A 12302-nucleotide genomic window follows, 5' to 3' on the forward strand; every position below is an offset into this window, starting at 1 on the left:
GCGAACCCCCGCCCTCACGGGCGGGGGTTCGTCGTGACGCCGGTCTTACCAGGGGGACTTGTTGGCGCGCAGGCGCTCCAGTGCTTCCTCCAGGATCGCCTTGCCGTCCTTGTCGCTCCTGCGCTCCTTCACGTAAGCGAGGTGCGTCTTGTACGGCTCGTTCCTCGGCGGGGCAGGGGGGTTCGACTCGTCCTGTCCGGCAGGGAGGCCGCAACGGGGGCAGTCCCACAGCTCGGGGACGGCCGCGTCACTGGCGAAACTGGGGCGCGTCTCGTGCATGTTGGCGCACCAGAACGAGACCCGCACTCTCGGAGCTGCCTCGCCGCGCTCGGCCTCCCCCATAGGGCCGGCGCCGACTCGGCTGCCACGGATCGCGTTGCCACTACCCACGGATGAACTCCTCGCTCGATCGCCCCGCGCGCGAACACGGGGGGAGAATCACTGTCACGCGTTGAACTTGTTGCTCAGGGCTTCACAAGCAGCCCGAGAGCGATGATGCAGACGAACCAGATGGTGCCCGTGATCACGGTCAGCCGGTCGAGGTTGCGCTCCACCACGGAGGAACCGCCGAAGTTCGACGAGAAACCGCCGCCGAACATGTCAGACAGGCCACCACCCTTGCCCTTGTGAAGCAGGACGAGCAGGATCATGAGAAGGCTCGCCAGGATGAGGGCGATGGAGATTCCGAGTTCCACGGTATGCCTGTTCCTTCAATGCTCTGTTACGCGTGACGATTCAAACTTGCCTTCTGAGGGTACGACGTACTGTCAAGTCGCACCCCCCGAACGGCTCAGTCAGCCAGGCATGTCGGAGAATCGGCAGATCTTGGCGAACTCCCCGGCGTCGATGCTGGCACCGCCCACGAGCGCGCCATCGACATCCGGTTGCGCCATGATTCCTGCGACATTTCCTGACTTGACCGATCCTCCGTAAAGGATACGGACCGCCGAGGCCACTTCGGCGTCGTAGAGCTCAGCGAGTCTGATTCGCAATGCTCCGCACACCTCCTGGGCGTCGTCGGGGGTGGCCACCTCGCCGGTGCCGATCGCCCACACCGGTTCGTAGGCCACCACTATCGATTTTGCCTGCTCGGCCGAGATCTTGCGCAGAGCGCCGTCGAGTTGGCCGAGACTGTGCGCGATGTGACCGCCCTTTTGGCGCACCGCCAGGCCCTCCCCCACGCACAGGATGGGCGTGAGCGAGTGCCGGTAGGCCGCCTGCACCTTGGCGTTGACGACGTCGTCGTCCTCGCCGTGGTACTGGCGCCGCTCGGAGTGGCCGATGACGACGTAGGTGCAGCCCAGCTTCGCCAGCATGGGGCCGGACACCTCGCCGGTGTAGGCGCCGCCGTCGTGCGCGGAGAGGTCCTGGGCGCCGTAGACGATCCTGAGCTTGTCGCCGTCGACCAGGGTCTGGACGCTGCGCAGGTCGGTGAACGGCGGCAGGACGGCGACCTCGGTGCGGTCGAAGTCCTTGTCGTTGAGAGCGAAGGCCAGCTTCTGGACCAGCGCGATGGCCTCAAGGTGGTTGAGGTTCATCTTCCAGTTGCCCGCCATGAGCGGCTTGCGCTGCGACACCTACTCCTCCAGAGCGGCGAGTCCGGGAAGGGTCTTCCCCTCAAGATATTCGAGACTGGCGCCGCCACCTGTGGAGATGTGCGAGAAGCCGTCCTCGGGGAGGCCGAGCCTGCGCACGGCGGCCGCGGAGTCGCCGCCGCCCACCACGGTGAAGGCGCCGGAGGCGATGAGCGCCTCGGCCACGGCCCTGGTGCCGCCGGAGAACGCGTCGAACTCGAACACGCCCATCGGGCCGTTCCAGAAGACGGTCTTGGCGTCGGCCAGCTTGGCGGCGAACAGCTCGCGGGTCTTCGGCCCGATGTCGAGCCCCTCGCGGTCGGCCGGGATCGCGGTCGCCTCGACCGCCTCGTGCTCGGCGTCGGCGGCGAACTCGGTGGCGGCCAGCACGTCGACCGGCAGCACGAGCTCCACGCCGCGCTCGGCGGCCTCGGCGAGGAAGCCGCGCACCTGGTCGAGCTGGTCCTCCTGGAGCAGCGACTTCCCGACCTCGTGGCCCTGGGCCTTGAGGAAGGTGTAGGCCATGCCGCCGCCGATGAGCAGCCGGTCGACCTTGGTGAGCAGGTTGGCGATGACGCCGAGCTTGTCGGAGACCTTGGCCCCGCCCAGCACCACGACGTACGGGCGCGCGGGCTGCTCGGTGAGCTTGCGCAGCACCTCGACCTCGGCCGTGATCAGCCCGCCCGCCGCGTGCGGCAGGATCCGCGGCACGTCGTAGACGCTGGCGTGCTTGCGGTGCACCGCGCCGAAGCCGTCGCCCACGTAGAGCTCGGCGAGGCCGGCCAGCTTCTCGGCGAACGCGCCGCGCGCGGCGTCGTCCTTGGAGTCCTCGCCCGGCTCGAAGCGCAGGTTCTCCAGCAGCGCCACCTGGCCGTCCTGGAGCGCCTCGACCGTCGCGCGGGCGCTGTCGCCCACCACGTCGGTGGCGAAGGCGACGTCCTGGCCCAGCAGCTCGCCCAGGCGGGCGGCGACGGGACGCAGCGAGTACTTCGGGTTGACCTGGCCCTTGGGCCTGCCCAGGTGGGCGCAGACGACGACCCTGGCGCCGCGGCCGGCCAGCGCCTTGATCGTCGGCACCGACGCGCGGATGCGGCCGTCGTCGGTGATCGTCTCCCCGTCGAGGGGGACGTTGAGGTCGGCGCGCACCAGCACGCGCCGCCCCTTCACGTCGAGATCGTCGAGCGTGCGCATGCTCTCATGCTCCTGTTCCCGCGGGGCGCGCGCGGCGCGCGCCCCGGCACATGGTCGTGGCCGGCCGGGGCCGGCGGGGTCAGCCGGGTCAGAGACCGCGGCCGACCAGCTCGATCAGGTCGACGAGGCGGTTGGAGTAGCCCCACTCGTTGTCGTACCAGCCGACGACCTTGACCTGGTTGCCGATGACCTTGGTGAGGCCGGCGTCGAAGATGCAGGAGGCCGGGTCGGTGACGATGTCGGAGGAGACGATCTGGTCCTCGGTGTAGGTGAGGATGCCCTTGAGCGGGCCGTCGGCGGCGGCCTTGACCGCGGCGTTGACCTCGTCGACCGTGACGTCGCGGCCGACCTCGACGGTGAGGTCGGTGGCCGAGCCGGTGGGGATCGGCACGCGCATCGCGAAGCCGTCGAGCTTGCCCTTGAGCTCCGGCAGCACCAGGCCGATGGCCTTGGCGGCGCCGGTGGAGGTGGGCACCACGTTGAGGGCGGCGGCGCGGGCGCGACGCAGGTCCTTGTGCGGGCCGTCCTGCAGGTTCTGGTCCTGCGTGTAGGCGTGGATGGTGGTCATCAGACCCTTCTCGATGGTGAAGGTGTCGTGGATGACCTTGGCCATCGGCGCCAGGCAGTTGGTGGTGCAGGACGCGTTGGAGACGATCGTGTGCTTGGCCGGGTCGTAGGAGGAGTCGTTGACGCCCATGACGATGGTGACGTCCTCGTTCTTCGCCGGAGCGGAGATGATGACCTTCTTCGCGCCGTTGTCGGCGTGCGCCCTGGCCTTGTTGGCGTCGGTGAACAGGCCGGTGGACTCGAGGACGACGTCCACGCCGAGGTCGCCCCAGGGCAGCTTGGCCGGGTCGCGCTCCTCGAAGACCTTGATCGCCTTGCCGTCGACGGTGATCTCGTCGCTGGTGGCCTTCACCTCGTAGGGCAGGCGGCCCAGGATGCTGTCGTACTTCAGAAGGTGGGCGAGCGTCGCATTGTCGGTCAGGTCGTTGACCGCGACGATCTCGATGTCCTTGCCGCTGGCGGCGACAGCGCGCCAGAAGTTGCGGCCGATGCGGCCGAAGCCGTTGACGCCTACGCGGATGCTCACGCGATCTCCTCGAACAGATGGCGGGCTGAAACCTCAGCCACGAAGCCTATCGGACCTAAATTGGTTTAGACCACTGCGACCCCCGCCCTGCGCATGCGGGTGCTACACACACTTTTTGCGACCTTCGAGTAAAGTGCCCGACTCATTAGAGTAAATTCGTGCATTCTCTGGGGGCTGAGATGTCACATAACCGGTCGGGTCTACTTCCCGGACTAGTGCTGGGCCTGGTGGCGGCGCTCGTCGCCGCCGCCGCGCTGGGGGCGGCCGTGCTGTTCCAGAACCGCCTGCCCGCCGGCGTCACGTCGTTCGGCAACGGGCACCCCCTTTCGCTGGTCTCGTCCCTGCTGGTCGCGCTCCTGGTCGCGCTGGGGGCCGGCGCGGCGCGCCCGCGCGCCCTGACGCTGATCCCCGTGTCCGCGCTGTACGCCGGGGCCGCCATGGCCGCCGGGCAGGTGCTCGGCTCCTCGATCATGACCGGCGCCGCCCTCCGCACCCCGCCCGCTGAACACGTCACGGTCTCGGACATCACATGGGACAACTTCACCGCCGGCCTCCCGTACGCGCCCAACCTCTACCGTGACCCGATCGCGGAGACCTGGGCCGCCTGGCTCTACCTCGCCGTCGCCGCGCTGGCCGCCCTCCTGCTGGTCACCCTGCGCGTGCTGGGCGTCCGCCGCGCCCAGCGCCGGACGGAGTCCGAGGCGGAGAGCCAGGAGGAGTCGGAGTACCGCGCCCCCTTCGAACCCGCCCAGCCCCCGACCCACCAGCCCACCACGGACCTGTTCGCCCCCCGCAAACCCGCCCGCGACTGACCCGCCCACCAGCCACCACCCCGTCCCTCCGGTACCGCTCCCGGTGAGGAGGAGCAACGTGCTTCCGGGTGCCAGGGGCGCCTCGCTCCCCGTAGCGAGAGACGGCTCACTTCCGGTGGTCTCTGGCGGCACCCGGGTGGGAGCCACCGCGCAGGTCGCGGACAGCACTCGGTCAGAGCCACCCCATGCAGGTCACGGACGGCATCCGGTCGGAATCGGTCGCGCACCGGTCGCCATGAACCACGGAACCCGGCCAAGCGTGCGCTCGTCACGGCGAGCAGCCCGTGAGCCTTCACGACCGGCCATGACGGACGGCCACCCACGTCGGCGCGTGCGGCCCACCTGGCCCTGCCGTGAAGGGTGGATCTGTCAGGGAGCAAGCATGTCAACGGTGAGGTTGGCCTCGGTGTTGGGGATGCCGAGATCGGACGCCCGCTTGTCCGCCATCGCCAGCAGCCGCCTGATCCGCCCGGCGATCGCGTCCTTGGTCAGCGGCGGGTCGGCGATCTGCCCCAGCTCCTCCAGGGACGCCTGCTTGTGCTCCACCCGCAGCCGCCCGGCCACCACGAGGTGCTCGGGCGCCTCGTCACCGAGGATCTCCAGCGCCCGCTGCACCCGCGCCCCGGCGGCGACCGCGGCCCTGGCCGAACGCCGCAGGTTGGCGTCGTCGAAGTTGGCCAGCCGGTTGGCGGTGGCCCGCACCTCGCGCCGCATCCGCCGCTCTTCCCAGGCCAGCACGCTGTCGTGCGCCCCCAGCCGGGTGAGCAGCGCGCTGATGGCGTCGCCGTCGCGTACGACGACGCGGTCCACGCCGCGCACCTCGCGCGCCTTCGCGTGGATCTTCAGCCGCCGCGCCGAGCCCACGAGCGCGAGGGCCGCCTCGGGCCCCGGGCAGGTGACCTCCAGCGACATCGACCGCCCCGGCTCGGTGAGCGAGCCGTGCGCCAGGAACGCGCCACGCCAGGCCGCCTCGGCGTCGCACGCCGCGCCGGCCACCACCTGGCGCGGCAGGCCGCGCACGGGACGCCCGTGGTTGTCGATCAGCCCCGTCTGGCGGGCGAGCGCCTCGCCGTCGCGGTAGACGCGCACCACGTAGCGGGAGCCCTTGCGCAGGCCGGCGGGGGCCAGCACGAGCACCTCCGCCTTGTGGCCGAACACCTCACCGATGTCCTTGATCAGGCGCCGCGCGGTGGCGTTGGTGTCGAGCTCCGCCTCGATCACGATCCGCCCGCCCACCAGGTGCAGGCCGCTGGCGAACCGCAGCAGCGTGGAAACCTCGGCCTTGCGGCAGCAGGGCTTCAGCACCGGCAGGCGGCTCAGTTCGTCTTTCACCACACCTGTCATCGCCATAAGCGTTTAGTCCTCTCCCCCATTCAGACCGGCTCACGCCAGTCTCTCGCACCTTCGCGCCACGCCGACCAGGATCAACGCTTCCGGAGGAAAATCTCGTCCAGGACGGAGGCAAGACGTCGTGGGTCGTGCCGGGGCGAGCCGTCGCCGGCCGCCACGTCCGCCATGACGAGCCGGGCGCCGAGCGCGGCGGCGGCCTTCTCCAGGGCGTCGGGGTCGTCGACCACGCCGGTGTCGGCGAGGACGACGTCGATCGACAGGTCCGGCGCGTGCTGCCTGAGCACCTCCAGGTGCTGCTGGGGGGAGAAGTCGTCGGTCTCGCCGGCCTGCGGGGCCAGGTTGAGCGTGACGAGCCGGCGGGCCCGGGTGGCGTGCAGGGCGCGCGCCAGCTCGGGCACCTTGAGGTGCGGCAGCACGCTGGTGAACCACGATCCGGGCCCGAACACCACCCAGTCGGCCTCGGACACCGCCGCGACGGCCTCGGGCCGCGCGGGCGGGTCCTCGGGCACCAGGGAGATGGCCTGGACGCGGCCGGGGGTGAGGGCGCACGCCACCTGACCGCGTACGGTCGAGATGACACCGTCGAGCTCCACCTCGGCGACGATGTCGAGCGGCACGGACGCCATCGGCAGCACGCGGCCGTGCGCGCCCAGCAGCCGCCCGACCCAGTCGAGCCCGGCCACCGGATCGCCCAGCAGCTCCCACAGGGCCACGATCAGCAGGTTGCCGACGGCGTGCCCGTGCAGGTCGCCCTCGCTGCGGAAGCGGTGCTGCACCACCTCGCTCCAGGTGCTGCCCCACTCGTCGTCGCCGCACAGCGCCGCCAGCGCCATACGCAGGTCGCCGGGCGGGAGCACGCCCAGCTCACGACGCAACCGGCCGCTGGAGCCGCCGTCGTCGGCGACGGTCACGACCGCGGTCAGCTCGTCGGTGACCATCCGTAATGCCGACAGGGACGCGAACAGCCCGTGCCCGCCCCCGAGCGCCACCACCCGCGGCCCTCTGCCGACGGCGGGCGGGTCGTCGTCAGCGCGCGTGTCCGCCGATGCCGCGACGCCGTCATCGGTCACTCCCGCCCCACATCCCGATGGCTCACCTGGACCTCCATGCCGCGGTCACGCAGCCGGGCGGCGACCTGCTCGGCCATGGCCACGCTGCGGTGCTTGCCGCCCGTGCAGCCAACCGCGAGCGTCGCGTAGCTCTTGCCCTCGCGCGCGTAGCCGGCCGCGACCACCTTCAGGACCTCCTCGTACGCGTCGAGGAACTCCTTGGCGCCCGGCTGCCCGAGCACGTACTCGCTGACGGAGGCGTCGAGGCCGTTCATGGGCCGCAGCTCCGGCACCCAGTGCGGGTTGGGCAGGAACCGGCAGTCCACGACGAGGTCGGCGTCGACCGGCAGGCCGTACTTGAAGCCGAAGGACACCACGTTGAGCCGCAGCCCCGGCCGGTCCTCCCCGCCGAAGTACGCGACGATCTTGTTGCGCAGGTCGTGGACGTTGTGCGAGGAGGTGTCGATCACCAGGTCGGCGTTGGCCCGCACCTCGCGCAGGATGCCCCGCTCGCGGGTGATGCCGTCGACCAGCCGTCCCTCGCCCTGCAAGGGGTGGGGCCTGCGGACGTTCTCGAACCGGCGCACCAGCTCCTCGTCGCTGGCCTCCAGGAACACCACCCGCACCCGGACCCCGCGGGCCTCCAGCTCTTCGATGGCCGCGTTGAGGTCGGTGGTGAAGGCCAGGCTGCGCACGTCGACCACGGCAGCCACCTTGTCGGCGGCCAGCTTGACCTTGCCCGCCTCCTCGGCCATGGCGAACAGCAGGCCCGGCGGCAGGTTGTCGATGACGAACCAGCCCAGATCCTCCAGGGCCTTGGCCGCCGTGCTGCGGCCCGCCCCGGACATGCCGGTCACGATGACGAACGCCGGGTCGGCGCTCATCTGCTCTTTCCGCCCGTCAGCCCGGTCACCGGCACTGCCCTCACGGCTGTCCATGTCAAAGCCCTTCCCGGCCGACATCGCCTGCCGGCCCAGCGACCCGGCGCATTCCGCACGGCGGCCGTCCGGCACGCCCGGCCCGGTCATCGCGGCACGCCATCCACCATAGCGGACGGCGGCGATCGCAGAGCGCGACGCAACCCCTGCACGCCGTCGCCCTGTCACCGCCCTCCCTCTTCCCGAGGGGCGACCTCCCCGGCTCCATCCCCGCCCACAGAGCCCGCCACCCCAGCCCCGTCCCCGGAACTGACCGCCTCAGCCCTGTCTCGGGAACGCACGACCTCAGCCCCGTCCTCAGAACCCGCCTCAGCCCCGCCTCGGGAACCCACCGCCTCAGCCCCATGGCGGGGACGCATCACCGCAGCCACGTCCCCAGAACGCACCGCCTCAGCCCCGCCTTCAGAACCCGCCGCCATCACAGCCGTGTCCTTGGCGCTGTCGCAGCGTTCCCCGTCATGCTGGCTTCCGCCGCGGACGCGGGCCGAGGCGACCCGCCTGCCAGGGTGGCGACGATGACCTCGGCGGTGGCCCGTCCGATCCCCGGCACCTCGCAGATCTCGGCCGCGCTCGCCTCGCGCAGCTTCTTCACCGACCCGAAGTGCTTGAGCAGCGCCTGCCGCCGCGCCGGCCCGAGCCCCGGGACGCCGTCGAGCGCGCTCTCCTTGACGCTGCGCGACCGCTTCGACCGGTGGTAGGTGATGGCGAAGCGGTGCGCCTCGTCACGCACCCGCTGCAACAGGTAGAGCCCTTCGCTGGACCGGGGCATGATCACCGGCTGGTCGTCCCCCGGCACCCAGACCTCCTCCAGCCGCTTGGCCAGCCCGCACACCGCCACGTCGTCGATGCCGAGCTCGTCGAGCGCGCGCTGGGCGGCGGCCGCCTGAGGGCCGGCGCCGTCGACCACGACCAGATTGGGCGGATAGGCGAACTTGCGCGGCCGGCCCGTCTCGGGGTCGATCGGGCCGTGCGCGCCCTCCTCGCCGCGCCCGCCGTCCTCGTCGTACTCGTCGGGGACCAGCTCGCCGGTGTCGGACCGCTCCTGCAGGTAACGGCGGAACCGGCGGAGGATCACCTCGTGGATCGAGGCGACGTCGCCCTCCTTGGTCTTGACCGAGAAGCGCCGGTATTCGCTCTTGCGCGCGAGACCGTCCTCGAAGACCACCATGGACGCGACGACGTTCTCGCCCTGCAGGTGGGAGACGTCGTAGCACTCGATGCGCAGCGGCGCCTGGTCGAGGTCGAGCGCGTCGGCGATCTCCTGCAGCGCCTTGCTGCGGGTGGTGAGGTCGCTGGCGCGCCGGATCTTGTGCTGGGCGAGCGACTCCTTGGCGTTGCGCGCGACGGTCTCCATGAGCGTGCGCTTGTCGCCACGCTGCGGCACGCGGACTTCCACCCGGGCCCGGCGCTGCTCGCTCAGCAGCTCGGCGACCGCCTCGCTGTCGGGCGGCAGAGCGGGTACGAGCACCTCACGCGGCATCGACTCGGCCCCGGCCTCGGCGTACATCTGCAGCAGGAACTGCTCGACCAGCTCGCCCGGCGTGGTCTCCTCGACCTTGTCGACCACCCAACCGCGCTGTCCGCGGATGCGCCCGCCGCGCACGTAGAAGACCATGACGGCGGCTTCGAGCGGGTCCTCGGCCAGGGCGATGACGTCGGCGTCGGTGCCCTCGCCGAGCACGACCGCCTGCTTCTCCAGCGCGCGCTGCAGCGCCTGGACGTCGTCCCTGAGCCGGGCGGCGCGCTCGTACTCCTGCTCGGCGGCGGCGGCGCGCATCTCCTTCTCCAGCCGCTTGATGAAGCGGCTGGTGTTGCCCGCCATAAAGTCGCAGAAGTCCTCCGCCAGCTCGCGGTGCTCGTCGGGGGTGACCCGGCCGACGCACGGCGCGGAGCACTTGTCGATGTAGCCGAGCAGGCAGGGACGGCCGATCTGCCCGGCGCGTTTGAACACCCCGGCGCTGCACGTGCGTACGGGGAAGACGCGCAGCAGCAGGTCGACGGTCTCGCGGATGGCCCAGGCGTGCGAGTAGGGGCCGAAGTAGCGGGTGCCCTTGCGCTTGGCGCCGCGCATGACCTGCACGCGCGGGAAGTCCTCTCCCATCGTGACCGCGAGGTAGGGGTAGGACTTGTCGTCGCGGTATTTCACGTTGAAGCGCGGGTCGTACTCCTTGATCCAGGAGTATTCGAGCTGCAGCGCCTCGACCTCGGTGCCGACGACGGTCCAGTCCACGTCGGCGGCGGTGGTCAGCATCGACTGCGTGCGCGGGTGCAGCGCGGAGAAGTCGGCGAAGTACGAGTTGAGCCGCTGGCGCAGGCTCTTGGCCTTGCCGACGTAGATCACCCGGCCGTGGGCGTCCCTGAACCGGTAGACCCCCGGGGACTCGGGGATCGAACCCGGCTTCGGCCGGAAACTCACAGGACTGCGCGCAGATCTCGCCACATTTGAAGCCTAGTAGCCCCCACCGACAGACTCATCCGCCCACCATCGGCACCGGCACCGGCACGGGATGCGGACGGCACCGGACACGAGGACGCGGGCCCGCCTCGCGCCGTGGCGGACCCGCGTCCTCGCGCCCTCATCACCGTCAATCAGGTCACCGTCGATCAGGCCACCGTCGATCAGGCCACCGTCGATCAGGCCAGGGTGATCTGGTCACCCTCGACCTTGATCGCCTGCTCCGGCAGCGGCCCCTGGGCGGGCCCGCCCGTCACAGCCCCGTCGGCGATGTTGAACGTGCTGTTGTGGCACGGGCAGACGATGTTGCCACCGTCGACGCTGCCCACCACGCACCCCTTGTGCGTGCAGACCGCGCTGAACGCCTTGAACTGCCCCTCGGTGGGCTGCACGACCACGATCTTCTGGTCCTTGAGGATCGTGCCGCCCCCCACGGGGATGTCGGCCGTCTTGGCCAGTGCGGCGCCGCCGGCCTGCGGCGCGCTGGACTCAGTGGCGGCCGCGGTAGGTGCGGCGGAGCCGGTTGCGTCGCCGCTGGTCGCTGCATCGGTGCCGGTCGCCGTGTCGGTGCCGCCACAGGCCGCGAGGGCCAGCGTGAGGCCACCCGCGCCGACGCCCGCTATCACTGCCCGTCGGCTTCGAAGGTCATCTCCCATGCGGATCACCCAACCGCAGCCAGGTGAGAAATTCATGAGACCTGCATGAGAGACGCCCACCGGTCCGCTAAGCCAGGCGGATCTTGCCGCCGTCCACCGTGATCTTCTTCTCCTTGAGCGGCTCGGGCGCGGGCCCGTCGGTCACGGAGCCGTCCTCGATGCTGAACTTGCTGCCGTGGCAGGGGCAGTTGATCGTCTTGTTCTGTACGGTGGCGACCGTGCAGCCCGCGTGCGTGCAGACCGCCGAGAACGCCTTGAAGTCGCCCTCCACCGGCTGCGTGACCACGATCTTCTGCGCCTCGAAGACCTTGCCGCCGCCCACCTCGATGTCGGAGGCGTCGGCCAGCGCCTTCTTGGCCGGCTTCTTCTTCGGCGCCGCGGACGACGCCTCGTCGGCCGGCTCCTCCTCGGGCGCCGCGCTGGCGTCGGTCGTCGGCGTGCCGTAGCTCGCGCACGCCGTCAGGAACGCCGCGAGCCCGGCGCCTCCCGCGCCCAGCATCATCGTCCGGCGCGTCGTATCCGTCATGGTGCGTCCTCCCAGGTTGCTTCTCCTTCAGGTACGGGCAGCGCCCGCGCGCCGGTTCAGCGTGCCCGAACCCAATCCGGGGGACCACGTAGAAATACCTGCTCAGGCCATCACGATGCCGTCGCCCTCCACCTTGACGGCGATGGCGGTCAGCGGCGCGGTGGCCGGCCCCTTGTTGGGGGCGCCGCTGTCGGCGGCGAACTCACTGCCGTGGCAGGCGCACCTGATGATGTTGTCCTTCGGCGTGCTGACGGTGCAGCCCTTGTGCGTGCAGGCCGCGCTGAACGCCTTGTAGACCCCCTGCTGCGGCTGCGTCACGACGAGCTTCAGATCGCCGATGAGCTTGCCGCCGCCCACGGGCACGTCGGCCGTCTTGGCGATGACCTGCCCCTTCAGGCTGGGCCGCGCCTGGGCGCCGCCCGTGCCGCAGGCGGCGAGCGCCACGCCGCACGCCGCCACCCCGGCCACCCCGAGCACCTCACGCCGCCCGGGCACGCCCCCGGACTCCCGTCCGGACTCCCGTCCAGACTCCCGTACGGTGACGTCGCCCCGCGCCGTCGCGCCCTCCGGCCGCCCGTCTCCAGGCATGGCTCCGCCCCGCTCCGTAGCTGTCATGATCGCCTCGACCCTTCGCGTCGCCGCTGACCCCCTGCAGGTC

At 70.8% G+C, this 12302-nt stretch carries 13 protein-coding genes; 1 reads left to right on the forward strand and 12 read right to left on the reverse strand.

Annotation, left to right across the window (positions count from 1 at the left end; genetic code table 11):
* Positions 1-45: 45 nt before the first annotated feature.
* The 5 genes from ABD292_RS37055 to gap form a co-directional block, all read right to left on the reverse strand.
* Positions 46-390, reverse strand: a complete 345-nt coding sequence (locus ABD292_RS37055; protein WP_084685755.1) for an RNA polymerase-binding protein RbpA — start codon at positions 388-390, stop codon at positions 46-48.
* 74 nt (positions 391-464) lie between these two features.
* Positions 465-695 (reverse strand): preprotein translocase subunit SecG, encoded by a 231-nt coding sequence (gene secG, locus ABD292_RS37060; RefSeq protein ID WP_020544771.1) that lies wholly within the window; start codon positions 693-695, stop codon positions 465-467.
* Positions 696-794: 99 nt separating this feature from the next.
* Positions 795-1577, reverse strand: coding sequence for a triose-phosphate isomerase (gene tpiA, locus ABD292_RS37065; protein WP_344215814.1), 783 nt, complete (start codon positions 1575-1577; stop codon positions 795-797).
* On the reverse strand, positions 1578-2765 hold the full coding sequence (locus tag ABD292_RS37070) for a phosphoglycerate kinase (RefSeq protein ID WP_344215816.1): 1188 nt from the start codon (positions 2763-2765) through the stop codon (positions 1578-1580). It abuts the gene before it with no gap.
* A gap of 88 nt (positions 2766-2853) precedes the next feature.
* Positions 2854-3858 carry a type I glyceraldehyde-3-phosphate dehydrogenase gene (gene gap, locus ABD292_RS37075; RefSeq protein WP_344215818.1) on the reverse strand — a complete coding sequence of 335 codons (1005 nt, stop codon included), beginning with the start codon at positions 3856-3858 and terminating at the stop codon, positions 2854-2856.
* Positions 3859-4073: 215 nt separating this feature from the next.
* Between gap and ABD292_RS37080 the strand changes: the two genes are divergently transcribed.
* The gene (locus ABD292_RS37080; RefSeq protein WP_344215820.1) at positions 4074-4670 is read left to right on the forward strand and encodes a hypothetical protein; all 597 of its coding nucleotides are present in this window, start codon (positions 4074-4076) and stop codon (positions 4668-4670) included.
* Positions 4671-5039: 369 nt separating this feature from the next.
* Here ABD292_RS37080 and whiA read toward each other — a convergent pair whose 3' ends face one another.
* The 7 genes from whiA to ABD292_RS37115 all read right to left on the reverse strand — a co-directional run bounded on the left by whiA (position 5040) and on the right by ABD292_RS37115 (position 12232).
* Entirely contained in the window at positions 5040-6020 is a 981-nt protein-coding gene (gene whiA, locus ABD292_RS37085) for a DNA-binding protein WhiA (RefSeq protein ID WP_026214667.1), read from the reverse strand.
* Positions 6021-6094: 74 nt separating this feature from the next.
* Positions 6095-7012, reverse strand: a complete 918-nt coding sequence (locus tag ABD292_RS37090; protein WP_329592422.1) for a gluconeogenesis factor YvcK family protein — start codon at positions 7010-7012, stop codon at positions 6095-6097.
* 74 nt (positions 7013-7086) lie between these two features.
* Positions 7087-7953 (reverse strand): RNase adapter RapZ, encoded by an 867-nt coding sequence (rapZ, locus tag ABD292_RS37095; protein ID WP_329575046.1) that lies wholly within the window; start codon positions 7951-7953, stop codon positions 7087-7089.
* A gap of 472 nt (positions 7954-8425) precedes the next feature.
* Positions 8426-10423, reverse strand: coding sequence for an excinuclease ABC subunit UvrC (gene uvrC, locus ABD292_RS37100; protein ID WP_344215822.1), 1998 nt, complete (start codon positions 10421-10423; stop codon positions 8426-8428).
* 218 nt (positions 10424-10641) lie between these two features.
* Positions 10642-11088, reverse strand: a complete 447-nt coding sequence (locus ABD292_RS37105) for a Rieske (2Fe-2S) protein (protein WP_344215824.1) — start codon at positions 11086-11088, stop codon at positions 10642-10644.
* 97 nt (positions 11089-11185) lie between these two features.
* Positions 11186-11644: a Rieske (2Fe-2S) protein gene (locus ABD292_RS37110; RefSeq protein WP_344215826.1), complete on the reverse strand. Its 459-nt coding sequence runs from the start codon at positions 11642-11644 to the stop codon at positions 11186-11188.
* A 102-nt stretch (positions 11645-11746) separates the two neighbouring features.
* Entirely contained in the window at positions 11747-12232 is a 486-nt protein-coding gene (locus ABD292_RS37115) for a Rieske (2Fe-2S) protein (RefSeq protein ID WP_344215828.1), read from the reverse strand.
* Positions 12233-12302 lie beyond the last annotated feature (70 nt).

The organism is Nonomuraea bangladeshensis (assembly GCF_039529455.1).
Lineage (GTDB): Bacteria > Actinomycetota > Actinomycetes > Streptosporangiales > Streptosporangiaceae > Nonomuraea > Nonomuraea bangladeshensis.

What these genes read in the sequence shown, in the direction of transcription:
- ABD292_RS37070 (WP_344215816.1), bottom strand. Translation starts at nt 2,765, where the DNA reads ATGCGCACGCTCGACGATCTCGACGTGAAGGGGCGGCGCGTGCTGGTG.
- ABD292_RS37115 (WP_344215828.1), bottom strand. Translation starts at nt 12,232, where the DNA reads ATGCCTGGAGACGGGCGGCCGGAGGGCGCGACGGCGCGGGGCGACGTC.
- ABD292_RS37110 (WP_344215826.1), bottom strand. Translation starts at nt 11,644, where the DNA reads ATGACGGATACGACGCGCCGGACGATGATGCTGGGCGCGGGAGGCGCC.
- rapZ (WP_329575046.1), bottom strand. Translation starts at nt 7,953, where the DNA reads ATGAGCGCCGACCCGGCGTTCGTCATCGTGACCGGCATGTCCGGGGCG.
- whiA (WP_026214667.1), bottom strand. Translation starts at nt 6,020, where the DNA reads ATGGCGATGACAGGTGTGGTGAAAGACGAACTGAGCCGCCTGCCGGTG.